Here is a 22701-nt window from a genome sequence, read left to right as displayed (position 1 = left end):
CGTCCGGGCCTTACGGAGCGGGCCTTACGGCACGTCGGGGCGCTGGTCGCCCTTGTGGCCGCCACCCCGCAGGTTCTCCTGGACCTTGCCGAACAGGTCCTTGATGGTGGACTCCGTGTTGGTCAGCATGTCCGGCTGGACGTACACATTCTGCGTCGGCGGCAGGCTGTAGTGCGACTGCAGGCCGCCGGCTCCGTCAACCCCGTCCAGCGCAATGGTCACTCCGCCCTCCTTGCGCGCAATGGCACCGATCCTGCCGAACACCAGCGTGAACTCGTCCGGCTGGAAGCTGACAGTGTGCCCGATGTGCGTCCGGTTCAGCTCGCCTGCCGCAACAGCTTTCTCATTGCCCGTACCTGCGTAGTCCATGGTTGTCTCCTCGGATTGGTCGCTGCTATGCCAGCAGTCTAGGCCCGGCTCCGGACACGGCATAGGGACTGCTGGGCGCCTGCACAGTTCCCTGCAGCCAGCATCAGCACTTCATCCATTGAATGCGCCCCGGCCCGGCGGCTTAGATGAATCATGTCGGCGCTGACCACCAGTTGCCGGCACCGGGAATCAAGCAGGCTTCAGGAACGGCAACGGGGACGATACGTGACTTCGCAGAACAAATCGGTGATCAGCACCAGGGGCTGGGACGACGTGCAGGTGGGCGACAGCGTGCAGCTGAGCCGTAACGGCCGCATCGAGTACACCGGGCAGGTGGACGACCGCACTGCGGACGGCGATGTCGTGTGGATCAAGTCCAGCCTTGGCCGCCGGCGGCTCTTCCACGTGGCCGACGGCTACCAGCTCACCGGGAGCACCTCGTGACCGGCGCAACCAACACAGCGCTGCAGGCCGACCCCGGCACCATCCACTGCGAGGATGACTGCCACTACTGCTCCGGACCGGAAACGGACTAACCAGGCGGTCGCTACTTCCCTATTAGAATGACAGGGATCCGTCACGCTGCCGCTGCGCCACCACTGCGGCCAGAGCGCGGACCGACGCCGGCAACGAACCGATCCCGAGGGAGGACTCCGTGCACACCCACCACGCCCGGACTCCTTTCCATTCCCTCCGCGCGGCCATGGTCGCCGCCATGATCGTGACCCTTGCAGCAGCAGCCCACGTGGTTGGCGGCGGTGACCTGCCGGCGCCCGGCATCATGGCGGCGGTCCTGGCCCTCAACGGCATGGCGGCCACCGCGGCCACCCGGTTCAAACTGCGCTTTCCCGCGATGGCCGCGCTCCTGGTTACCGGGCAACTGGTCCTCCACGAGGCTTTCAGCGCCTTCAGCTCTCCGGCCGGAGCGGTACCATACAGCGCCACGGGGCACCACACCGCCTCAGCAGCGTTCCCCGGCCTCACGCTGGACGCCGCCAGCAGCGCCGCCACACACCTGCACTATTACGACTCAGGCTGGGTTGCCGGCCTCATGCTGGGCGGACACGCCCTGGCCACCCTCGCGTGCGCGCTGATGCTGGCCAAGGGCGAGGCAGCGCTCTGGTCCCTCGCGGCGTGGCTCCGCCCGCTCGTCCGGCTCCCCCGCACGGCAATGCCCGACGTCGTCGCGGCACCCGCCGCCGCCGGCTGGCCGGAGGATTCAGCTCCCCTCCCCTGGCGCAACCTCAGGGCTGACTGCCTGCGGGGCCCGCCCGCCGCCGTCGTACTTTCCTGACACTCTTCCCGGCCCCGCCCGCCTGCTAATCCGCCGTTCCCGGCGGTCCCCGTCCGGCGCCGGACACCCCCTCCATACTCTTCGCGCACCGCCTTTGGCGCGTTCGTGCACCCCTGAAAGGCCCCCCTTGTGAACAAGCCCTCACCCACGTCCTTCCGCCGTACCCTCTCCGCAGCTGCTGTGGCCGGCGGTACCGCAGCCCTCATGCTGGCCGGAGTCACGGCCGCCTCCGCGCATGTCGGCGTCACACCGGACAAGACCGACGCGAACTCCTACGCCCTGCTCACCTTCGGGATCCCGCACGGCTGCGACGAGTCCGGCACCACCAAGGTGACCATCACGCTGCCCGAGGAACTCAACGACGCCCAGCCCACGGTGAACCCGAACTGGACCGTGGAGAAGGTCGTGGAGCAACTGCCGGAGCCCAAGAAGCTGGAGGACGGCGCCACCATCACCAAGCGCACCAGCCAGATCGTCTACACCGCCAAGGCACCCTTGAATCCCGAACTCCGGGACGCCCTGGTGCTCTCCGTCAAGCTCCCTGACGCCGCCGGCAAGACCCTCCATTTCCCCACCTTGCAGAACTGCGAACAGGGGCAGACGGACTGGTCCGAGATCGCCAAGGACGGCCAGGATCCGCACTCCCTCAAGGCGCCGGCACCCTCGCTCACCGTCACGGCCGCCGCCGCGGACGCACATGGCGGACATGCGTCGGCGTCCGCAGAAACAGGGGCGGACGCTTCGCAGGCCTCCTCCGTTTCGGCTTCCACACCGGACGACGGCGCGCAGGCGCGGAGCTGGGCGGGCCTGGTGGCCGGTTTCGGCGGACTTGCCCTGGGCGGGGTGGCGCTGATGCGCGGCCGGAACCGGAAGCCCGCAGAAGCCCGCGTGTCAGGATCCGCTGCGGCCCCTAAGAAGTAGCGCGCAGGACTGATGCCCGGAAATCACAATCCGGGCATCAATCCGCGGCAGCGGTCGTGGCATTGTTGACTCAGGCAACTGCGGGCATAAAGTTTGAGCCATGAGGTCTCAGCCAATCAAAAACGGACTTGCCATCACGACGGCGGTTGCGGCCGCCGCGTTCCTGCTCACCGCCTGCGGGCCCAGCCAGCCGCAGCCCCAGGCAACCTCCGGGACTGCCTCCACGTCCAGCACCCCGCCCGCCTCGTCGACTGCCTCCGAGAGCCAGTCGCCCAGCACTCCGGCGCCGTCACAGTCGCAGTCGCAGCCGCCGTCGTCTTCGGCCGCCGCGCAACCGGGGCTGTGCAAGGCCGCCAACCTGACGGCGTCGTCGGATTCCACCGGTGGCGGTGCAGCGGGCAGTGTCTATTCCAAGCTCATCCTTACCAACTCCGGCACCGAACCCTGCCTCCTGCGGGGATTCCCCGGCGTCTCCCTCACCGCGGACGCCAACGGGGCCCCCATTGGCGCCCCCGCCCGGCAGGACGGGGCCTCGCCCGTTGCGGACGTCCTCCTCGCCCCGGGGCAGGCGGGCGCGGCGGACATGCGCTACACGCAGGCGGGTAATTACCCCGAGTGCGACCCCGCACAGGCTGCCGGATACCGGATCTATCCGCCGGAGGAAACGGCCTCCTTGTTCCTAGCCGAGCCCCGGACCGCCTGCAACAACGAAGCGATCGAACTGCTGACCATCGGAGCATTCCACGCCCGCTAGGAACGTAGCCTCGGCAGGAATTCAAGCGCCAGGAACTTAGGCCCGGGATTCCCGCAGCTTTGCTGGCGCATCGCGGGAGAACGCCACCCCGAACCCGATCAGTGCCATGCCCAGAATCAGGTGCAGCCAGTTGTCGGCGCTGTTCACGGGGAGGATATTCACGGGAGAATCCTGTGCCAGGAACTGCCCGAGGGTCCACAGAACCATGTACGACACCCCTGCGCCGATGAGGAAGTTCCGGGCGGGCAGCGGACGCCGTGACATCAGCATGCCGGCGAGTCCGGACAGCAGGTGGATTAGGTTGTGCAGCACGGACACCTGGAAGACCCCAAGGAGCATTGCCTCCGAGCCGTGCCCGGCAAACGCCAGCGAGCCATAGTTTTCGGTGATGCCCGGGATAAAACCCAGCACTCCCACGACAAAAAGCGCCGCCCCGGCAATGAGGGACGACTTCTGGACGTTCTTCCGAAGGCCAAATCGGGCGCTTGCGGCTTCGGTGGTCTTCATGGTCCCGCTCCTGTTCCCCGGTCACGCCGCTCGTGACATGATAAGTCTACTTATGAAATCCTTCGGAGTCCCGCCGACGAGGTCCCGGTAACCGGTGCCGGCGGAATTGGGGAAAGGCAGGCAGGACCATGACCTCGCTCTGGTTGGACCGCAACCACTCCTTCCGCAGCGACCAGTTCCACCCGCGCAGCACGTTTGACACCGTGGTGGCAGGGGCCGGGTTGACCGGACTGGTGGCCGCCCTGCTCCTGGCCCGCGCCGGCAAGAAGGTGCTGGTGGTGGAAGCCCGGAGCCCGGGAGCCGTGACCACCGGCAACACCACCGCCAAAGTCTCCCTCCTGCAGGGAACCGTGCTGTCGGCGCTCCAGCAGCAGTATTCACCGCGGGTGGTGCGTGCCTACGTCGAGATGAACCGCGAGGGCCAGGCCTGGCTGCTCCGATACCTGGCGGACCGGGAGGTGGCGTTCCAGCACCGCGATGCCTACACCTACGCCACCTCCGCCGACGGCACCGATGCACTCCGCCGGGAGCTGGCCGCCGCCCGGGCCGCCGGGATTGATGCGGAGTACGTCCACGATCCCGGGCTGCCCTTTACCGTCACAGGTGCCATCCGCCTCGGCGGCCAGGCGCAGATTCATCCAATGGAGGTCATCGATTCCCTGGTGGAGGATGTCCGCTCGCACGGCGGCCAGATCGTCTCCGGCGTGCGGCTGAACGGGCTCCGGGGACTCCGCGCGGGCGGCGGGCCGGATCCTGTGGAAGTCCAGACTGATCATGGGCCGGTCCGCGCGCTGGAAGTGGTGCTGGCAACGGGCACTCCGGTCCTGGACCGGGGGCTCTACTTTGCCAAGCTCAAGCCGCTCCGTTCCTACGCGGCGTCGTTCGAATTGCCCGGGACAACTGCCGTCCCGGACGGCATGTTCCTTTCCGTTGAACAGCCGATCCGATCCCTGCGGGATTATCCGGGCGACGGCCGGCGGCTCCTCCTGGTGGGAGGCAACGGCCACCCCGTGGGCCACGCGAGGTCAGCGCAGGCCTACCTTGACACGTTGATTGCGTGGACAACGGCGCAGTTCCCGGGCGCCAGTCTCACCCATTCGTGGTCGGCCCAGGACTACCAGGCCACGAACCTGATGCCGTTCTTCGGCAAACTCCCGCGCGGGCGGGGCCGGGTTTATTTCGCCACCGGCTACTACAAATGGGGCATGACCAACTCCGTGGCCGCCGCCCTGGACGTCACCGCCGACATCCTGGGCACCCGCCTCCCCTGGGCCAGCATCATCCACCATAGGGTTACGTCCCCGCCCGGGGCCGTCTCCGCGGTCTCCCTCAATGCGTCCGCGGCGGCTACTGCGGCCAAGGACTGGGGGCAGGTGGGGCTCAAGCGCCTGGATGAGTCCCGGGAGCAGCCGCCGGAAGGTACAGGGCTTGTGTCCCGCCGCGGCCGGAGGCCTGTGGCGGTGTCCACCGTGGACGGCACCAGTTGCACGTTGTCCGCCGTCTGCACCCACCTGGGTGGAATCGTGCGCTGGAATGACAGCGAAAAATCGTGGGACTGCCCGCTGCACGGCTCCCGGTTCAGCAGCGACGGCACGGTGCTGGAAGGACCCGCCGTCCGCAACCTGCGACAGCTTGACTGACGGCGCTGAGGCGGCTTCGTTGCCGCCGGGCGACACCGCCCGTAGTGTCGCCAGGGGTGCCGCCAAGAGTGTCGGTGCCGTAGGGCATGATGGAGGAATGCAGGGGAAGGAGTCCGCCGGCGGCATGCCGCCAGGCGACACACCGTCAGGAGCGCCGGCCGGCCGGCGTTCCTCCGCGCCGACCATGGACAGGTTCAGCCAGGCCACCAGGGAGTGGTTCCTCGGCGCGTTTTCCGCGCCCACGCCCGCACAAAACGGCGCCTGGAATGCCATCTCTTCCGGGTCCCACGCGCTGGTGGTCGCCCCGACGGGCTCCGGCAAGACGCTCGCAGCGTTCCTCTGGGCGCTGGACCGCCTCCAGTCATCCGCTCCCGCCGAGCCGGAAGCCTTGCCGGGCCTGGACCCGGCCGCCAAAGGCAGGAAGCCAAAGACGCCCAAGCGGAAAACCCGCGTCCTGTACATCTCGCCGCTCAAGGCGCTTGGCGTCGACGTCGAACGCAACCTCCGCGCGCCGCTCATCGGCATCACCCAGACAGCAAAGCGGCTGGGACTGCCCGCTCCGCTGATTACCGTGGGCGTCCGTTCGGGAGATACGACGACGGCGGACCGCCGCGCGCTGCTCAGCCACCCGCCGGACATCCTCATCACCACGCCCGAATCCCTCTTCCTGATGCTCACGTCCAAAGCCCGGGAAACGCTGGCCGAGGTGGACACGATCATCGTGGACGAGGTCCACGCCGTTGCCGGCACCAAGCGCGGCGCGCATCTGGCCGTATCACTTGAACGCCTGGACGCCCTCCTGCCCAAGCCGGCGCAGCGGATCGGGCTCTCCGCGACCGTGGAACCCCGCGAACTCGTGGCACAGTTCCTGGCGGGCACCGCGCCGGTGGAAATCGTGGCCCCGCCGTCAAAAAAGAACTGGGACCTCACGGTTTCCGTGCCGGTGGAGGACATGTCCGACCTGCAGGGGGCCGCCGGCGCCTTCGACTCCGGGCCTGCTTCGGGGCTGCAGCCGCAGGCATCCATATGGCCGCATGTGGAGGAAAAGATCGTGGACCTGGTGATGGCCAACCAGTCCACCATCGTGTTCGCCAACTCCCGCCGCCTCGCGGAACGCCTGACTGCGCGCCTCAACGAAATCTACGCCGAACGCCAACTGGTGGCCGCGGGCGGCGGCTGGGGAGAGTTCGGCGCCGGGGCCCCGGACTTTGAAACGGTGCCTGCCGGCGGGCCGGCGGCCGGCACACCGACGTCAACGGCGACCCCGGCGCACATGATGGCACAGGCCGGGAGTACCGCAGGCGCCGACCCCGTGCTGGCTCGGGCACACCACGGCTCCGTGTCGAAGGACCAGCGGGCGCTGATCGAGGACGACCTCAAGTCGGGCCGGCTGCGGTGCGTTGTTGCCACGTCCTCCCTTGAGCTTGGCATCGACATGGGCGCGGTGGACCTGGTGGTCCAGGTGGAGTCGCCGCCGTCCGTGGCCAGCGGGCTGCAGCGCGTGGGCCGCGCCGGGCACCAGGTGGGCGAGGTGTCGCAGGGTGTCCTGTTCCCCAAGCACCGCGCCGACCTCGTGCATACGGCCATCACCGTGGAACGCATGCTGGGCGGCAAGATCGAACGGCTCAGCGTTCCCGCCAACCCGTTGGACATCCTGGCGCAGCAGACTGTGGCCGCCACGGCGCTGGGCTCCATCGACGTGGAGGAATGGTTCGCCACGGTCCGCCGGTCCGCCCCCTTCGCGTCCCTCCCCCGCTCGGCGTTCGAGGCCACACTGGACCTGCTGGCCGGCCGCTACCCTTCGGACGAATTTGCCGAGCTCCGGCCAAGGATCATCTGGGACCGCAATGCCGGCACCATCGAAGGCCGCCCCGGGGCGCAGCGGCTGGCCGTGACATCCGGCGGCACCATTCCGGACCGCGGGCTCTTCGGCGTCTACATCATCGGCACCGAGGTGGAAGGCTCGGCGTCGCCGTCCGCCGACGGAAAAGCCGCCAGCCCCGGCGCCTCCGCCGCCAAGGGCGGCCGCCGCGTGGGTGAACTCGACGAGGAAATGGTCTACGAATCCCGCGTAGGGGACATCTTCGCCCTGGGTGCCACGAGCTGGAAGATCGAGGACATCACGCACGACCGTGTCCTCGTTTCCCCGGCCTTCGGCCAGCCGGGCAAACTCCCCTTCTGGAAGGGTGATTCGCTGGGCCGGCCGGTGGACCTGGGCCGCGCGCTGGGCGCTTTTGTGCGTGAGCTCTCAGCGTCCGACGTCGGCCCCGCCACGGAACGCTGCAAGGCCAGCGGGCTTGATGATTTCGCCGCGAACAACCTGATCCAGTACCTCGCCGAACAGAAGCTGGCCACCGAAGTTGTCCCCAGCGACACCACCATGGTGGTGGAGCGGTTCCATGACGAACTGGGCGACTGGCGCGTGGTGCTGCACAGCCCGTTCGGCATGCCGGTGCACGCGCCCTGGGCCCTTGCGGTGGGGCAGCGCCTGCACCAGCGCTACGGGATGGACGGCTCCGCCATGGCCGCGGACGACGGCATCGTGCTGCGGGTGCCCATGATGGAGGACGAGCCGCCCGGAGCCGAACTGTTCCTCTTCGATCCGGAGGAACTCGAACAGATCGTGACGGCCGAGGTGGGCGGCAGCGCCCTCTTTGCCTCGCGGTTCCGTGAATGCGCCGCCCGTGCCCTGCTGCTGCCCCGGCAAAACCCGGGAAAGCGCCAGCCCCTGTGGCAGCAGCGCCAGCGGTCCGCGCAGTTGCTGGACGTGGCCCGGAAGTACCCTACTTTCCCGATAGTGCTGGAAACGGTGCGCGAGTGCCTGCAGGACGTTTACGACCTCCCGGCGCTGAAGGACATCGCGGCGTCCATTGAGCGGCGCGAGCTGCGGATCCTGCAGACCACCACGCAGCAGCCTTCGCCGTTCGCCAAGTCCCTGCTCTTCGGCTATGTGGCCCAGTTCCTCTACGAGGGCGATTCGCCGCTTGCCGAGCGCCGGGCAGCCGCGCTGGCCCTGGATTCAACGCTGCTCAATGAGCTCCTGGGCCGGGTGGAGCTGCGCGAGCTCCTGGATGCCAAGGTAATTGAAGCCACCGAACGGGAGCTGCAGCGCCTTGCCCCGGACCGACGGGTTCGCGGCATGGAAGGCGTCGCGGACCTGCTCCGCCTGCTCGGCCCGCTGACCCCCGGGGAAGTGGCCGCGCGGCTGGAACGTGCCGAACCCGTGGTTGAGCCTGCTGCGGAGCTTGAGCCAGCCCAGGTGGTTGAGCCTGCCGCGGAGCCTGAGCCAACCCCGGTGGTTGAGCCTGCCGAAACCCTCATGGCCGATGCCGTTGCCCACCTTGCCGCCCTGCAACGGGCCAACCGCGCACTCCGGGTGAACATCGGCGGCGTGGAACGTTTTGCAGCCGTCGAGGATGCGGCCCGCCTGCGTGACGCCATCGGGGTGCCCCTGCCCATGGGTGTGCCGCTGGCCTTCATCGAGCCGGTGGCCGACCCCCTTGGCGACCTTGTCTCCCGCTACGCCCGCACCCACGGGCCCTTCACCGCAACGGAAGCCGCGGCCCGGCTGGGACTCGGCGTCGCCGTCGTCGGCACCGCGCTCAAGCGGCTCGCCGCGGACGGCCGCGTGGTGGAAGGCGAGTTCCGCCCGCATGCCACACCGCCCCAGCAGGCGCCCGCGCCCGAAACTCCGGAGCCGGGCGAGGAGGATGCCCCTGCGCCGCACGCCGCCGCCGTCGCACCCCTGGCCGGCAGCAGTGAATGGTGCGATGCCGAGGTGCTGCGGAAGCTGCGCCGCCGGTCGCTGGCGGCGCTGCGGGCCGAAGTTGAGCCCGTGGATGCCGGCGCCTACGGACGCTTCCTCCCGGCCTGGCAGAACGTCCGGATCCCCGGGCACGGCCGGGGCCAGTCCGCCCTGCGCGGCCTGGACGGCATCATCACCGCCGTCGACCAGCTTTCCGGCGTGCCGGTTCCGGCTTCGGCGTGGGAGCCGCTGGTCCTCGCCAGCCGCGTCAGCGACTACCAGCCGGCCATGCTGGATGAGCTGATGGCCGCCGGCGAGGTCCTCTGGTCCGGCGCCGGCGCGCTGCCGGGCAATGACGGCTGGGTGAGCCTGCACCTCGCGGACTCGGCCGAACTGACGCTGAATCCCGCGCCGGACTACCAGCCGGGGGACGCGCAGCAGCGGCTGCTGGAGCACCTGCAGAACAACGGCGGCGGCTACTTCTTCCGGCAGCTAACGGACATTGCGGGCGGCATGGACTCCGTGCTGAGCGACCAGGATGTGGTGTCTGCCCTGTGGGACCTGGCGTGGGCCGGCCGTATCACCGGCGACACCTTCGCTCCGGTCCGGGCCATGATCGCCGGGGGCCACACGGCGCACCGCCAGGTTGCCCGGGCGCCGCGGGCACGCGCGCCCCGCATGAGCAGGCTGGGACGCGCCCACGGGACGGGTCTGATGGGATCTGCCGGGCTGACCGGCGGACGCTACGGCTCTGTGACCGGCGCCGCTCCCACCCCGCCGCTGGCGGCCGGCCGGTGGTCCGCCCTGCCGCTGCCCGAGCTTGACCCCACCATCCACGCCCGTGCCACGGCCGAGCTCCTGCTGGACCGCTACGGTGTTGTGACCCGCGGGTCCGTCATGGCGGAGAACATCCTGGGCGGCTTCGGGCTGATGTACAAAGTCCTGGCCAGGCTGGAAGAGGCAGGGCGTTGCCGCCGGGGTTACTTCATTGAACACCTCGGCGCCGCGCAGTTCGCCGTTCCGGCCACCGTGGACAGGCTGCGGTCTTACTCCGAAGACTCCCAGCTGGCCAAGCCGGAGCCCGTTGCCCTGGCCCTTGCCGCCACGGACCCCGCCAACCCCTACGGTGCGGCCCTGCCGTGGCCCGCGCTGAGCGTGGAAGCCGGCAGCGGCCACCGTCCGGGCAGGAAAGCCGGAGCGCTGGTGGTGATGGTCGACGGCGCCCTGGCCCTGTACGTGGAACGCGGCGGCAAGACGCTGCTCGCCTTCGATGAAGACCCTGACGTGCTGGCCGCCGCCGCGGCAGCCCTGGTGGGCGTGGTCAAGCGCGGCGCCGTGGACAAGCTGATCATGGAGAAGGTCAACGGCCACGGCATCCTGGACACTCCTGCCGCCGCCGCCCTGACCCACGCCGGCGCGTACTCCACTCCGAAGGGACTGAGAATCCGTGCCTGAAGGCGATTCCGTCTGGCGGGCGGCGGCCCAGCTGCATGCCGCCTTGGCCGGGCAGCAGCTCACCGCCTCCGACTTCCGGGTGCCCCGGTTCGCCACCCTGAAGCTGGCGGGGTGGACCGTGGACGAGGTGGTGCCCCGCGGCAAACACCTGCTCATGCGGCTACGTGGCCCGGCGGAGGAGCGGCTGACTATCCACTCCCACCTGAAGATGGAAGGCGCCTGGCAGGTCTACCCGCCCGGCGGCCGCTGGCGGAAACCGGGGTTCACCGCCCGGTGCGTGCTGCGCACTGCCACGGCGGACGCCGTCGGGTTTTCCCTTGGCATCCTGGAAGTGGTCCGCACCGCCGACGAGGATTCCGTTGTCGGCCACCTCGGGCCGGACCTGCTGGGTCCGGACTGGGACATGGCGGAGGCTGAACGGCGGCTGCGGGCAGCCCCTGACGTCCCCATCGGCGTGGCCCTGCTGGACCAGCGCAACCTCGCCGGCATCGGCAACATCTACCGCTGCGAGGCCTGCTTCCTGTCCGGCATCCATCCCGCGGCACCGGTCTCCGATGTCACGGACCTGCCCGCCATGATGGCCACGGCCAAGCAGCTGCTGGAGGCCAACCTGGGACCGGGCCGCCGGACCACCGTCCTCAACCCGCGTGGAATGCCCGTCGGACGGATGGCCGGACGTCCTGGATACTGGGTATACCGCCGCGAGCACCAGCCGTGCCTCAAATGCGCTACGCCCATCCGTCACGGCGTGCTCGCCAAAGGCACCGGCACCGAAGAGCGCGACATCTACTATTGCCCCACCTGCCAGCCGCCGCCGGGGCCCAACGCCTGAGCCACCGGGTCCCGAAACGGATCAGGAAGCCGGCTCAGGCACCGGGCCAACTCCGGCGGCGTCCCTGTCCGCAACGGATTTCCCCGCCTCCGGCACCGTGAACCGCGGCAGCAACAACTGCACCAGCGGGCCGATAGCCAAGGCATACACCACCGTGCCCACGCCGACGGATCCGCCCAGCAGCCAGCCGGTGGCAAGGACAACCACTTCGATCCCCGTCCGGGATGTCCGCACCGACCACCCCGTCCGCCGCGCCAGGCCGGTCATCAGCCCGTCGCGGGCGCCGGGGCCGAACCGGGCGCCGATGTAGCAGGCAGACGCAATCCCGTTCAGCAGCACAGCGCCCGCCAGCATGCCGATCTGGCCGCCCAGATGCGAGAACTCCGGAATCAGCGCCAGCCCCACATCCGCGAACACACCTACCAGTACGGCGTTGCACAAGGTGCCGAACCCGGGCCACTGCCGGAGCGGAATCCAGAGGAGCAGGACGAGGAAGCTCACGATGACCACCACGGCGCCGATCGAGAGGCCGGTCTTTCCGGCCAGGCCCTGATGGAATACATCCCAGGGGTCAAGGCCAAGGCCGGCACGGATGAACATGGCCAGCGAAATGCCGTACATGGCCAGGCCGGTGAACAGTTGGAGGAGTCTGCGGGTCATCATGAGAATCATCGTCCGCCATAACTGGCCTTGTAATCCATATCCAGTTTGAGATACTGGCTACATGTCCGGCTCCTTGAACCCCACCGCCTTGACGCGGCTCCTGGGCGGGTGGAACCGCGGCACGGCGCCCGCCTACCGCGAGCTGGCCGACGTCGTCCGCCTCCTGATCCTGGACGGACGCGTCCCGCTGGACATGGCGCTGCCCAGCGAGCGCGCCCTGGCGGCAACCCTGGGAGTCAGCCGGACCACGGTGACGGCTGCCTACGCCAGCCTGCGTGAGCAGGGTTTCCTGAGCAGCCGGCAGGGCAGCCGCGGCCGGACCTGCATCCCCCGCCGCATCCCCGCAGGCGCAAGCGGGCCGGCATTCACCGAACTGTTGAGTCCAACTTCCCTTGCCGGGGCGCCCGGGCTGGCAGCACCGCCCGGCCTGCTCGATCTCGCCTACGCGTCCCTGCCTGCCAGCGGCGAGGTGGTGCACCGGGCCTTCGCCGCCGCACTGACGGAACTCCCGGCACTGCTTCCGGGTTTTGGGTATGACGCCATCGGCATTGCACCGCTGAGGGAGGCGATTGCCGCGCGCTACACGGCGGCCGGGGCCGCCACCACGGCGGACCAGATCCTGGTGACATCGGGGGCGCAGCATGCCCTGAACATCGTGCTCCGCACACTGGCCGGGCGGCAGGACAAAGTGCTCGTGGACCACCCCACCTACCCGCACGCACTGGATGCCATCCGCGCCAGCGGCTGCCGGCCCGTTCCGGTCGCCCTCCCGCACGGTCGCGGCTGGGACGTGGCCGGAATGGAAGCCGCCATGATGCAGCAGCGGCCGACGATGGCATACGTGGTGCCGGACTTCCACAACCCGACCGGCCGGCTGATGTCCGATCCCCAGCGCCGCCGGCTTGTGCGGGCGGCGGCGGCCGCGGGAACCGTGCTGGTGGTGGACGAAACTCTGCGCGAGCTGAACCTCGACGCCGTGGAAAGCGCCCCGCTGGCGGTCTTCAGCCCTGCGGTGGTCACCATCGGCTCCCTGAGCAAGTCGCACTGGGCCGGGCTGCGGACCGGCTGGATCCGGGCGGGCAGTTCGCTGATCCAGCGCTTCGCGGCCGCCCGTACCACCATGGACCTGGGCGGACCGGTGGTGGAACAGCTGGCGGCCGCTCACCTTGTCCGGTCACTCGACGAGCCGCTGCCGGCCCGGCTGGCAGCCCTCCGCGAGAACCGGGCAGCGCTGCTCGAGCTGCTCGGCGGGGTCCTTCCCGGCTGGCAGCCGGAACGGCCCGATGGCGGGTTGAGCGTCTGGTGCCGGCTCCCCGCACCGGTCAGCACCGCGCTGACGGTCATCGGGCCCGACTTCGGGGTGAGGCTGGCGGCCGGCCCAAGGTTCGGCGTGGGCGGGGCTTTCGAGCATTACCTGCGCATCCCGTTCACGCTCCCGCCCGCTCAGTTGGAGACGGCGGTGCTTGCCCTGCGCTCAGCCCAGGACAAGCTCGAGGCCGCACCCCGGCTCCACCGCAGCCTCCAGCGCACGCCCGCCGGCGCCATCGCGCCCGCCGGCGCCATCGCCTGACGCCGGCCGGCCGCGTGTCGCCGGCCGGCCGCGTGTCGCCGGCCTGGTCCTACGCGTAGACCTTCCCGAGGTAGCCGCCCCAGGCCCTGGCCGTAGCCTCGGAATCCCCGGCGCCGCTGAAATCGTGGACGGTCATGCCCACCGGCGCTCCGAAGGCGTTGCGGCCAAAGAAGCGGTACATGGTGTCCGCCGTCCGCAGGCCCAGGAAGTTCTCGTTGGAGAAGTCCACCTGCCCCGTGAGCCGCCCCACGCCGTCGAGGTCCACCTCAAACGCGTCCCCCTGCGACGCGGCGTCCACGCCGAGGGCCTTCTTCAGCCGGACGAAGCCGTCCGGCACCTGCGAGTCCGCGGGGCCTTGGATGTCCGTGAAAACCACCGGCCGGCCGTCGAAGTACTGCAGGTACTGGCCCAGTGTGTGGAGGTAGAACTCCGTGTGCTTACTGGCGCCGTCGTACTGCTGGTCCCAGTTGTCCGCGAAAATGCCGCTGTGCACGTAATGCAGCCTGGCCCGGCCGCCCTCGAGCGGTTCCAGGACGTGCTCCAGCTGGTTGAACCAGCCGTCCGGCCCCTCCATGCGGGACACCAGGTGCTGCGGGTATTCCTCCACGGTCTTCACGTCCGGCCACTGGTCCGTGCGGAACATCCACCCGGGGGTGCCCTTGGTGACGGCCTCCCACACCCGCTCCGGGGTGCCCGGCAGTTCGGTGTCGTAAACAATCTCGAATTTGCGGTTGTCAGCCATTGTCCTGCTCCTGTTCATTTTCCCCGGACGGGGTGGTTGTGCGTTCCTTGAGTGCCGGTTCCTTGAGTGCCGGGTGAAGCGCGACGACGAGGCGGTGCTTCCGCCCGCCCGTACCGCCGTCGTCGTGGTACTTGTCCACGAGCCGGGTGACCGCAACGCCAAGCTCTTCGGCGAAGGCGGCCCGGTCCGCGGCGGTGCGGAAGGTGATCTCGCCGTCGATGGCGAACGTGGCGAGTTTCTGGCGTGCGGCCGCTGCCCCTGCGATGAGCTTCCCCACCTCCTGGACCATGCGGCCGGCGAGCGCCAGCAGCCAGAAGGCGGAGAACCGGTCCGCGAAACGGTGCGGATCCGGCGCCACGGAGGCCAGAGCCACAGGGGAAATCAGGTACGACGCCGCGGTGGCCTGCAGCACTCGCTCCGTGACGTTGCCCTTGCGCCGCTCCTCCACAAGCTCCACGAGCCCATGCCGTTCCAGCGCTTTGAGGTGGTAGTTCACCTTCTGCCGCGGCAGCCCCACCTTGGCGGCGAGCTGCGTGGCCGAGCCGGGCTCCGCCAGCTCCCGGAGAATGCGGGTCCGGATGGGGTCCAGCGAGGCTTCCGCCGCGGCCGGGTCCTCGATCACTTCGATGTCCAACATGGGTTAAGTATCGGTACCGACAATTTTATTTGTCAAGAACTTTTTAACCGTCGGTGGTGCGCAAAGTAGAATGGACCGGTGATGCAATCCCCTCTCCCCGTGCGCGACGGCGTGAACGCGACCCGCCTGCGCCTCCCGGACGAGGGGCCGTGGGACACCGCAATGGACTACATGATGCACCGCTGGGGCCACATCGACCCGCGGGGCATCGAGGACCGTTTCGACGCCGGCGAGATCGTGGGCGAGGGCGGCGTCCCGCTGGACAGACGCACCAGGCTCGAGGACCACACCTTTATCTGGTACTACCGCACCCTCCCGCCGGAGACCCGGCTTCCCGTTGAGCTCAGCATCCTGCACCAGGACGATCACATCCTGGTGGTGGACAAACCCCACTTCCTGCCCACCACGCCGGGCGGCACCTACATCCAGGAATCGGCCCTGGTGCGGCTCCGGAACCAGCTGAACCTCCCGGACCTGATCCCCATGCACCGCCTGGACCGGATGACGGCCGGCATCCTCCTGCTCTCCACCAACCCGGAGACCCGCGGCAGGTACCAGGTGCTCTTCGAGAAGCGCCAGGTCCAGAAGGAGTACGAGTGCGTGTCCGCCGCGGAACCGGCTGCCGGGCATCCCGCCGTCGACTTCCCGGTGGTGGTCCGGAACCGCATGACCAAGTCCCGCAGCTACCTCCTGGCCGAGGTGGTCGATGGCGAACCCAATGCGGAAACCCGCATTGAACGGATGAAAACGTTCGACGGCGGCAGGTCAGCAGGTGCCCCGGAACGCCGTGCGCTGTACCGCCTCGAGCCGCACTCGGGAAAGACCCACCAGCTCAGGGTGCACATGGCGTCGCTGGGACTGGGAATCGTCAACGATGCCTTCTACCCCGAGCTGCTGGACAAGGCCCCGGACGACTACACCAAGCCGCTCCAGCTGCTGGCCCGCGGGATCAGTTTTGTAGACCCCATCACCAAGCAGCCGGTGGAGTACCGCAGCCGGCTTCGGCTCAGCGAGGCCCCGGCGTAATACCGGCGCAGTCCGGCCCGGGGCCGGAAGTCCCGGGGCGCGAAAATGAGATACCTTGTGCCCATGGACCTTGCCAACGTTGACACCTGGGGCGCCGCGATCTATTTCTGGATCATCCCCATCGTCCTTGGCGACGCCATCTTCCCGCCCATCCCTTCCGAAATGGTGGTGATCACGGGCGGGGCGCTCGCCGCTGAAGGCCGCGCCAACTTCCTGCTCGTGGGAATCCTTGCCGCGCTGGCGTCGTGGATCGGCGACGTTGTGGTGTTCCAGCTGTTCAAGCGCCGCCTCAGCCACGTCCTGGACCGGTGGCGCTGGGGCCGCACGTTCCACAGGGGCATCCACTCGGCCATCGCGAAAGCGGGCCGTTCCACCACGTACGGTGCCATCATCGGCGTCCGGTTCATTCCGGGCGGACGGCTGGCGACGTCGGCCGCTGCCGGAATTGCCGACGTCACCACCCGGGCATTCAGCTTCTGCGCCGCGCTGGGCGGAGTTCTCTGGGGCACCTGGCTCACGGCGCTCGGCTATTTCACCGGATCCGCCACCAAGCTGCCGTTCTGGGCGAGCTCGCTGATCGGCGTCGCCGTCGGGCTGGTGATCGGCGCCGTCGTGGGCATGATTGTCACCCGCCGCCGCGGCAGCCGGTCCCCCGTGGACGAACCCGGCGATCCGGCTTAGACCGGAGCCCAGCGGCCGCGGTTGCGGCGGAGCACCAAAAGCGCGCCCGTCACCGCAACGTTCTCGACGGCGTCGCGCATCATCGCCGCCGACTCCCGCGCCTGGTTGTTCTCACCGGTGTATTCCGTTGGCTCCACCAGGAAGCGGAGGTTCAGCTCCGGCACGCCGCCCGCAATCTGGAGCTGGTTCGATTCCACGTGGTGCCTTGTTCCAAGGGCTTCGACAGCAGCGGCCATCACGGCCTCGGGAGGATTTCCAGGCTTCAGCCCGGTGATCTTGAGTCTGGTCTGGAACGAAGGCATGAAAACAACCCTAACGTCAGCGCGAACGGGCAGATAACGCCCGCAGATCCTCGTCCGCAGGGCCTTATCTGCCCGTTCGCGCTCACCGCTCCGGAGTCGAGGGGGGCTACCCGGTGTTGCGGAGGCCAGCTGCCACTCCGTTGACCGTGATGAGCATGGCCCGCTGGAGGCGCTCGTCAATCTCGGCCCCGGACATGCTCTCGCCCTCCGAGCCTTCGGCCCGGATGCGGCGCATCAGTTCCACCTGGAGGTAGCTAATGGGGTCTAGGTATTGGTCTCGGATCTCCAGGGAGCGCTTGAGGGTGGGCTGCGCGTCGAGGAGCACGTGCTCACCGGTGAGCTTCTGGATCTCTGTGACCGTGAGTTCGTATTCCTCCCGGATGGCCCGGAACAGGTGGTGCAGCTCCTCCGGAACCAAGGTGGAGACGTAGTAGCCGGCGATATCCATGTCCGTCTTGGCCAGGGTCATTTCCACGTTGGACAGCACTGAGCGGAAGAAGTGCCAGCGGTCCATCATTTCCGTGAGCTGCTCCGTGTTGCCGGCTTCGCGGGCGGCCTTCAGCCCGGAGCCGACGCCGAACCAGCCCGGCACGATCTGCCGCGACTGGGTCCAGCCGAACACCCACGGGATGGCGCGCAGCCCGCCCAGCCCGGCGCCGGAGTCCGGACGCTTGGACGGACGCGAGCCGATGTTGAGGGAGCCAAGCTGTTCCACTGGCGTGGACGCCATGAAGTACGCCGGCAGGTCCGGATCGTCGATCAGCGAGCGGTAGCGTGCGAACGCGGCATCGGAGATGGTCTCCATGACGTGGCCGTAGCGCTCGCGCTGGTCCTCGGACGTACGCGGCGTGCGGTGCAGGGCGGAACCCTGCATGACGGCAGCGAGGGAAAGCTCAAGGTTCTCGCGTGCCAGTTCGGGCAACGAGTACTTGTCCGAGATGACCTCACCCTGCTCGGTGAACTTGATTTCGCCTTCCAGGACGCCGTTCGGCTGGGCCATGATCGCGTCGTACGTGGGTCCGCCGCCGCGGCCTACGGATCCGCCGCGGCCGTGGAAGAGCCGGACCCGGACGCCGTGCTTGGCCGCGACGTCGCGCAGCTTCCGCTGGGTTTTGTGGATTTCCCACTGGCTGGTCATAACGCCGGACTCCTTGTTGGAGTCCGAGTAGCCAAGCATGATTTCCTGCACGTCGCCGCGCAGCCGGACGAGTTCCCGGTAGGAAGGATCGGACAGCAGCTGGTCCACGATCTCGGCAGAAGCCCGCAGCTCCTCCACCGTCTCCAGTAGCGGAGCGAAGCCGATCTTGGCGTACGGCGCGTCACCGAAGAGGCTGACGAGCCCTGCTTCGCGGGCCAGAACGGCAGCGGCCAGGACGTCGTCGGCGCCGCGGGTCATGGAAATGATGTACGTCTCGATGACATCCGGACCGTAGGTCTTCAGGGCGCGGCGGATCTCGCGGAAGACGTCGTACGTGCCGTCGGCGACGCCGTCGAGCTTAATCGGGTGGCCCGACAGCGGACGGCGGGACCCCAGTTCCGCCCCCAGCACCTCCAGGCGCTCGGCGCGGCTGAGTTCGGAGTACCGCACGCCGGGGCCGCCGAGGCGGTCCATAAGCTGCCCGACGGCGTCGTGGTGGTGGTCGGCGTGTTCGCGGATGTCCAGGGTGGCGAGGTGCAGCCCGAAGGAAGCGATGGCGCGGCGTACCCGTGCGAGCGCACCGTCCGCGGCCAGGCCGGCGTGGTGGTTGCGGAGTGACTTCTCCAGCAGCCCGAGCTCAGCAAGCACGCCGGCGGTCGAGGTGTAGTCCCGGCCGGGCTCATGCGAAGAACCGGCCGCCACGCGCTTGGCCGTGTTGAGGAGCTTGGCCTTGATGCAGGTGAGCTTGAGCCGGTACGGCTCCTGGGCATTGAGTTCCAGAACGCGGCGGTCGAGTCCCGGCAGGTTCTTAAGGTCCGTATCGATCGAGTCCAGCAGTTCCTGGTCCGCCCCGGCCAGCGCGGTGGAGTTGGACAGGATGGCGATGAGCTCGTCGATCATGGCGATACTGATCCGGACCGCGTGCTGGTTCTGGATCTGCAGGATTTCGCGGGTGACGCCGGCAGTGACGTTGGGGTTGCCGTCGCGGTCGCCGCCGATCCACGAGCCGAAGCGGATGGGGGCCTTCTGCGACGGCAGCGTGACGCCGTGCTCCCCCAGCAGCTCGGAGAGGTCCGAGAGCATTTCGGGCATGGCGTCGGTGAGGATGCTGTTCAGGTAGTAGATGGCATTGCGCGCCTCGTCCACCGGAGTTGGCCGGACCTGGCGGAGCTCGTCCGTCTGCCACATCTGGTCGATCACTTCGGCGAGCTGGCGGTCCTGGCGGCGGCGGGCCGAGGTGCCTTCCTCGGTGGAAACTGCCAGGACGTCGGACAGCCTGCGGATCTTATCCAGGACGGAGCGCCGGGAAGCCTCCGTGGGGTGGGCCGTGAAGATGGGACGGACGTCCAGTTCGTTGACTACTTCCTGCAGCACGGACTGGCCGGCCTGGCCGGCGATCTCCTGCACGGCCTTGGCCAGCCAGCCGTCCTTCTCCTGCCGGGTCCGCAGTCCGCGGACCCGATGGACCTGCTCGGCGGCATTGGCCAGGTGGAAGTAGAACGCAAAGGCACGTACCAGGTCGGTGGCCTGGTCAATGGGCAGGGAGCCCAGGAGTTCGCGGACCTGGGCGACGACGTCGTGCGAGCTCCAGGGGCCGGTGGCATCCGCGCCTCCGCGCGCAGCCTCCTTGGACTCCTTGGTCAGGAGCCGGACCTGTTCCACGAGGTCGAGGAGCTCGGGGCCGTGCTGGCGGACCAGCGACTCACCCAGCAGCGTGGAGACGCGCCGGACGTCCGCCCGGAGCTCGGACGCGAGGTCGGTGCTGGCATCGGCGCCGGGAAGGTCAGTGCCTGCGAGATGGGTGCCTGGATTTACTGCAGTGTCAGCCATGGAAACTATCTTTCGAGGGTTCGGACTTGGCTCGTACACTGCGCTGGATACTGTGAGCCGGGTTACGTGTTCCTATGGGATGTTACCCGGCACTGTTGCGGCGTGGGAATTTGTCTCAGATAGTGTTCGCGCCCTTGACGTCCGCCGCGGCGCCTGTTTTATTAGGCGCCGCCCCCCGGACTTTGAGACTCCGCCGCCGGTGGTCCGGCGCCTCAAAGACCGACTCAGCGTGCGATCTTGAAGTTGAAGTTCGCCGTTCCCAGGGCGCCCCAGAGCCGCAGCCAGATGGGCAGGAGCATCTCAGCGCCGCGTGCCGTGGTGATATCGCCCAGGTCAATGACGTCCTGATGTCCAAGGCTCTTGAGGAGGGTGGTCACCTCACGTTTTGCCTCGGGATCGTTGCCTGAGACGAACACGGAGTGGTCACCTCCTGCCGCACGGCCGGGGTCCACCATCAGGCTCGCGTTCATGGTGTTGAGGGTCTTGACCACCTTGGCGTCGGGGAACGCCCGCTGGATCTGCTCCCCGAGGCTGTCCGTGTTGACCGGGTTAAGCGTAGGGGGCATGCCGTGCGAGAAGTCGAGCGGATTGGCGATATCCACGATGATCTTGCCGGCAAGATTTTCCGCACCGGCGGCCGAGAGCGCCGCAACGGAACGTGCGCCTTCGGTGGCGTTGACGATCAGCCCGGCGCCGGCCGCGACGTCAGCGTACGCAGCCAGGTGGACGTGGGGGTGCTCCGGAAGCCACTGGCCGAAGGGAGGAGCGCCCATGGCGTCCGGTTCCGTCCGGGCCAGGGTGATCTTCGGATCGCGGGTCCCGATGACGATTTCGTGGCCGAGTTCCGCCAGCGCTCCGGCCAAGGTCCTGCCGACCGTGCCGGTTCCCAATACAGCAATTTTCATGGTGTCCTCATTCTGATCTGTTAGTTGCAGCGTCCTGGGTAGACAGGTCCGTCTACTGCTAGCAGCGACGCTATCAGACAGACCTGTCTACGGCAAGCAACCATCAGAGGACGATCACGGTTTGAATATGGGGAACTCCAAGCGGCAGGCGCAGACAGACTTGTCTGTGTACCATAGAGTCATGACGACGCCAGCACCCGTACCGCAGGCTGTCCGAACGCCAGCCGGACCCGCCAGGGAAAAGATCCTGGCCACCGCCTTCAGGCTCTTCTACGCCCACGGCCTGCGCGCCGCCGGCATCGACACCATCATCGCGGAATCCGGAATCTCCAAGGCCACGTTCTACAAGTACTTTCCCGCCAAGGACGAACTGATCCTCGCCTACCTGGACAAGGTGGATGCCATCTGGACGGGCCAGCTCCACGCTGCGGCGGAGGCCGCGGGTCCGGCTCCGGCGGCGCAGCTGGCGGGGTTGTTCGACGCCCTCGCTTCCGCGTGCCGCCGCGACGGATACCGGGGCTGCGCCTTCATCAACGCCGCCGCCGAGTCAGCGTCCGGTACGCGGGTTCATGAGCGCACCGTTGCCCATAAGAAGGCGGTGCTGGCGTGGATGGAGGGGCTCGCCGCCGAGGCAGGCGCCGAGCGGCCGGACCGGCTCGCACGGAGCCTCTCGCTGATTCTGGACGGGGGCCTGGCCAGCGGCGTGCTGGACGGTGACCCGGAAGCCGCACAAACAGCCCGGGATGCGGCGTCCCAGCTGATAGCCGCCAGCCTGGGCTCACCGGAGTAACCAGCCCCGCCCAGGAACCAGGACTAAGAACGAGGAACCATGAACACTGCCACCGACGCTCAACTCGAACGCTGGAACCGGTTCCGCGCCAACCGCAACAAGGCACTGGCCAGCGAGCACGGCTGGCTGACTCTCACGTCGTTCCAGTGGCTGGACAGCCAGCCGGCCGCCGTCGACCTCGCCCCCGGACTCTGGTCAACGGACGGCACGACGGCGTTCCTCACCGCGGCGGCGACCGATGGGCTGACACTGATGGAGACGGGCGAAGCCGTGGACGGCACCATCTCGGCCGCGTTGGCGGACGAGGAGTCGCTGATGTGGGTGCAGTTCGGCGGCGACGACGGCACGCAGGTGGTGGTGGAACTGGCCGTGCGCGCGGACAAGTACGCCATCCGCACCCGGGATTCCAGCTCGCCGGTGTTCACGGAGTTCGACGGCGTGCCCACCTTTGAGTACCGCCCTGACCTGGTGATCGATGCCGAGTTCCGCCCCTACCCGACGCCGGTGGACGTTCCCATCGGAACCGCCAACCCGCTGGTGGACGGCGTGCACCGCACTGTGGGCGAGCTGGTATTCCGGCTGCCCGGCAAGGACCACGAGTTCCACCTGCAGGCCGAAGAGGAGAAGCTCGGCGCCCTGACTGCCACGTTCCACGACGAAACCAACGGGGACTCGACGGACGAGTGGCGGAAGGTGTCCACGGCGCGGCCCAGGCCGGACGGTTCGGTGGTCCTGGACTTCAACCGCGCCATCAACTACCCGAGCGCCTTCACGCCCTACGGGACCTGCCCCATGCCCGTGAAGAACAACAGCCTGGACTACCGGATCGAAGCCGGCGAGAAGGACCCGATGATCGCCGACTGAGCGCGAACGGACACTTAAGCCCGGCGCGGAGGGCGC

General features: G+C 68.4%; 20 protein-coding genes. 12 read left to right on the top strand and 8 right to left on the bottom strand.

Annotation, left to right across the window (positions count from 1 at the left end):
* Nucleotides 1-24: 24 nt before the first annotated feature.
* Complete coding sequence (locus AC1MDG_RS03335) at nucleotides 25-369, bottom strand: hypothetical protein (protein ID WP_043478140.1); 345 nt, start codon at nucleotides 367-369, stop codon at nucleotides 25-27.
* A gap of 225 nt (nucleotides 370-594) precedes the next feature.
* Here AC1MDG_RS03335 and AC1MDG_RS03330 point away from each other — a divergent pair, with 225 nt between their 5' ends.
* The 4 genes from AC1MDG_RS03330 (at nucleotide 595) to AC1MDG_RS03315 (ending at nucleotide 3338) form a co-directional block, all read left to right on the top strand.
* Nucleotides 595-813 carry a hypothetical protein gene (locus tag AC1MDG_RS03330; protein WP_479807539.1) on the top strand — a complete coding sequence of 73 codons (219 nt, stop codon included), beginning with the start codon at nucleotides 595-597 and terminating at the stop codon, nucleotides 811-813.
* A gap of 211 nt (nucleotides 814-1024) precedes the next feature.
* On the top strand, nucleotides 1025-1663 hold the full coding sequence (locus AC1MDG_RS03325) for a hypothetical protein (RefSeq protein ID WP_479807537.1): 639 nt from the start codon (nucleotides 1025-1027) through the stop codon (nucleotides 1661-1663).
* Between the two features lie 204 nt (nucleotides 1664-1867).
* Nucleotides 1868-2584 (top strand): YcnI family copper-binding membrane protein, encoded by a 717-nt coding sequence (locus tag AC1MDG_RS03320; RefSeq protein ID WP_479809009.1) that lies wholly within the window; start codon nucleotides 1868-1870, stop codon nucleotides 2582-2584.
* 100 nt (nucleotides 2585-2684) lie between these two features.
* Entirely contained in the window at nucleotides 2685-3338 is a 654-nt protein-coding gene (locus tag AC1MDG_RS03315; RefSeq protein WP_479807535.1) for a DUF4232 domain-containing protein, read from the top strand.
* Between the two features lie 36 nt (nucleotides 3339-3374).
* On the opposite strand, the gene AC1MDG_RS03310 is transcribed toward AC1MDG_RS03315, so the two are convergent.
* Entirely contained in the window at nucleotides 3375-3845 is a 471-nt protein-coding gene (locus AC1MDG_RS03310; protein ID WP_043478128.1) for a DUF4383 domain-containing protein, read from the bottom strand.
* Between the two features lie 128 nt (nucleotides 3846-3973).
* Here AC1MDG_RS03310 and AC1MDG_RS03305 point away from each other — a divergent pair, with 128 nt between their 5' ends.
* From AC1MDG_RS03305 to AC1MDG_RS03295, 3 genes are all read left to right on the top strand, one after another.
* Nucleotides 3974-5485 (top strand): FAD-dependent oxidoreductase, encoded by a 1512-nt coding sequence (locus AC1MDG_RS03305; RefSeq protein WP_479807533.1) that lies wholly within the window; start codon nucleotides 3974-3976, stop codon nucleotides 5483-5485.
* 184 nt (nucleotides 5486-5669) lie between these two features.
* Nucleotides 5670-10685: an Lhr family helicase gene (locus tag AC1MDG_RS03300; protein ID WP_479809008.1), complete on the top strand. Its 5016-nt coding sequence runs from the start codon at nucleotides 5670-5672 to the stop codon at nucleotides 10683-10685.
* Nucleotides 10678-11517: a DNA-formamidopyrimidine glycosylase family protein gene (locus tag AC1MDG_RS03295; RefSeq protein ID WP_479807531.1), complete on the top strand. Its 840-nt coding sequence runs from the start codon at nucleotides 10678-10680 to the stop codon at nucleotides 11515-11517. Before AC1MDG_RS03300 ends, AC1MDG_RS03295 begins: the two co-directional genes overlap by 8 nt.
* A 21-nt stretch (nucleotides 11518-11538) precedes the next feature.
* Here the strand turns inward: AC1MDG_RS03295 and yczE are convergent, their stop codons facing one another.
* Nucleotides 11539-12180, bottom strand: a complete 642-nt coding sequence (gene yczE / locus AC1MDG_RS03290; protein ID WP_043478220.1) for a membrane protein YczE — start codon at nucleotides 12178-12180, stop codon at nucleotides 11539-11541.
* Nucleotides 12181-12241: 61 nt separating this feature from the next.
* Here yczE and yczR point away from each other — a divergent pair, with 61 nt between their 5' ends.
* Nucleotides 12242-13750, top strand: coding sequence for a MocR-like transcription factor YczR (gene yczR / locus AC1MDG_RS03285; protein ID WP_479807528.1), 1509 nt, complete (start codon nucleotides 12242-12244; stop codon nucleotides 13748-13750).
* Nucleotides 13751-13799: 49 nt separating this feature from the next.
* Here yczR and AC1MDG_RS03280 read toward each other — a convergent pair whose 3' ends face one another.
* Both AC1MDG_RS03280 and AC1MDG_RS03275 read right to left on the bottom strand, forming a co-directional pair.
* Nucleotides 13800-14492 carry an SRPBCC family protein gene (locus AC1MDG_RS03280; protein ID WP_479807526.1) on the bottom strand — a complete coding sequence of 231 codons (693 nt, stop codon included), beginning with the start codon at nucleotides 14490-14492 and terminating at the stop codon, nucleotides 13800-13802.
* Entirely contained in the window at nucleotides 14485-15129 is a 645-nt protein-coding gene (locus tag AC1MDG_RS03275) for a helix-turn-helix domain-containing protein (RefSeq protein WP_479807524.1), read from the bottom strand. Before AC1MDG_RS03275 ends, AC1MDG_RS03280 begins: the two co-directional genes overlap by 8 nt.
* A gap of 81 nt (nucleotides 15130-15210) precedes the next feature.
* On the opposite strand from AC1MDG_RS03275, the gene AC1MDG_RS03270 reads away from it, so the two are divergent.
* Both AC1MDG_RS03270 and AC1MDG_RS03265 read left to right on the top strand, forming a co-directional pair.
* On the top strand, nucleotides 15211-16155 hold the full coding sequence (locus AC1MDG_RS03270) for an RluA family pseudouridine synthase (protein ID WP_479809007.1): 945 nt from the start codon (nucleotides 15211-15213) through the stop codon (nucleotides 16153-16155).
* Nucleotides 16156-16218: 63 nt separating this feature from the next.
* On the top strand, nucleotides 16219-16836 hold the full coding sequence (locus AC1MDG_RS03265) for a DedA family protein (protein ID WP_043478106.1): 618 nt from the start codon (nucleotides 16219-16221) through the stop codon (nucleotides 16834-16836).
* On the opposite strand, the gene AC1MDG_RS03260 is transcribed toward AC1MDG_RS03265, so the two are convergent.
* From AC1MDG_RS03260 to AC1MDG_RS03250, 3 genes are all read right to left on the bottom strand, one after another.
* A complete protein-coding gene (locus AC1MDG_RS03260) occupies nucleotides 16833-17138 on the bottom strand; it encodes a hypothetical protein (RefSeq protein ID WP_043478103.1) in 306 nt (101 codons plus the stop codon). The genes AC1MDG_RS03265 and AC1MDG_RS03260 overlap by 4 nt on opposite strands.
* Before the next feature lie 106 nt (nucleotides 17139-17244).
* Nucleotides 17245-20106, bottom strand: coding sequence for a phosphoenolpyruvate carboxylase (gene ppc, locus AC1MDG_RS03255; protein WP_043478101.1), 2862 nt, complete (start codon nucleotides 20104-20106; stop codon nucleotides 17245-17247).
* A 224-nt stretch (nucleotides 20107-20330) separates the two neighbouring features.
* Nucleotides 20331-21011, bottom strand: coding sequence for an NADPH-dependent F420 reductase (locus tag AC1MDG_RS03250; RefSeq protein WP_479807521.1), 681 nt, complete (start codon nucleotides 21009-21011; stop codon nucleotides 20331-20333).
* Between the two features lie 181 nt (nucleotides 21012-21192).
* On the opposite strand from AC1MDG_RS03250, the gene AC1MDG_RS03245 reads away from it, so the two are divergent.
* Both AC1MDG_RS03245 and AC1MDG_RS03240 read left to right on the top strand, forming a co-directional pair.
* Nucleotides 21193-21801 (top strand): TetR/AcrR family transcriptional regulator, encoded by a 609-nt coding sequence (locus tag AC1MDG_RS03245; protein WP_479807519.1) that lies wholly within the window; start codon nucleotides 21193-21195, stop codon nucleotides 21799-21801.
* A 39-nt stretch (nucleotides 21802-21840) separates the two neighbouring features.
* Nucleotides 21841-22665, top strand: coding sequence for a DUF1684 domain-containing protein (locus tag AC1MDG_RS03240; protein ID WP_479807517.1), 825 nt, complete (start codon nucleotides 21841-21843; stop codon nucleotides 22663-22665).
* Nucleotides 22666-22701: the final 36 nt, after the last annotated feature.

The organism is Arthrobacter sp. AIWTK1, assembly GCF_056680535.1.
The sequence above is the reverse complement of the archived record's forward strand: the minus strand, read 5'-3'. Positions and strand labels throughout refer to the sequence as shown.

Bases quoted from the DNA above. Each gene is read 5' to 3' on its own strand.
- AC1MDG_RS03245 (WP_479807519.1), top strand. From the start codon at position 21,193: ATGACGACGCCAGCACCCGTACCGCAGGCTGTCCGAACGCCAGCCGGA.
- AC1MDG_RS03275 (WP_479807524.1), bottom strand. From the start codon at position 15,129: ATGTTGGACATCGAAGTGATCGAGGACCCGGCCGCGGCGGAAGCCTCG.
- ppc (WP_043478101.1), bottom strand. From the start codon at position 20,106: ATGGCTGACACTGCAGTAAATCCAGGCACCCATCTCGCAGGCACTGAC.
- AC1MDG_RS03320 (WP_479809009.1), top strand. From the start codon at position 1,868: ATGCTGGCCGGAGTCACGGCCGCCTCCGCGCATGTCGGCGTCACACCG.
- AC1MDG_RS03280 (WP_479807526.1), bottom strand. From the start codon at position 14,492: ATGGCTGACAACCGCAAATTCGAGATTGTTTACGACACCGAACTGCCG.
- AC1MDG_RS03270 (WP_479809007.1), top strand. From the start codon at position 15,211: ATGCAATCCCCTCTCCCCGTGCGCGACGGCGTGAACGCGACCCGCCTG.
- yczE (WP_043478220.1), bottom strand. From the start codon at position 12,180: ATGATGACCCGCAGACTCCTCCAACTGTTCACCGGCCTGGCCATGTAC.
- AC1MDG_RS03335 (WP_043478140.1), bottom strand. From the start codon at position 369: ATGGACTACGCAGGTACGGGCAATGAGAAAGCTGTTGCGGCAGGCGAG.
- AC1MDG_RS03260 (WP_043478103.1), bottom strand. From the start codon at position 17,138: ATGCCTTCGTTCCAGACCAGACTCAAGATCACCGGGCTGAAGCCTGGA.
- yczR (WP_479807528.1), top strand. From the start codon at position 12,242: ATGTCCGGCTCCTTGAACCCCACCGCCTTGACGCGGCTCCTGGGCGGG.
- AC1MDG_RS03300 (WP_479809008.1), top strand. From the start codon at position 5,670: ATGGACAGGTTCAGCCAGGCCACCAGGGAGTGGTTCCTCGGCGCGTTT.
- AC1MDG_RS03250 (WP_479807521.1), bottom strand. From the start codon at position 21,011: ATGAAAATTGCTGTATTGGGAACCGGCACGGTCGGCAGGACCTTGGCC.
- AC1MDG_RS03240 (WP_479807517.1), top strand. From the start codon at position 21,841: ATGAACACTGCCACCGACGCTCAACTCGAACGCTGGAACCGGTTCCGC.
- AC1MDG_RS03315 (WP_479807535.1), top strand. From the start codon at position 2,685: ATGAGGTCTCAGCCAATCAAAAACGGACTTGCCATCACGACGGCGGTT.
- AC1MDG_RS03310 (WP_043478128.1), bottom strand. From the start codon at position 3,845: ATGAAGACCACCGAAGCCGCAAGCGCCCGATTTGGCCTTCGGAAGAAC.
- AC1MDG_RS03265 (WP_043478106.1), top strand. From the start codon at position 16,219: ATGGACCTTGCCAACGTTGACACCTGGGGCGCCGCGATCTATTTCTGG.
- AC1MDG_RS03305 (WP_479807533.1), top strand. From the start codon at position 3,974: ATGACCTCGCTCTGGTTGGACCGCAACCACTCCTTCCGCAGCGACCAG.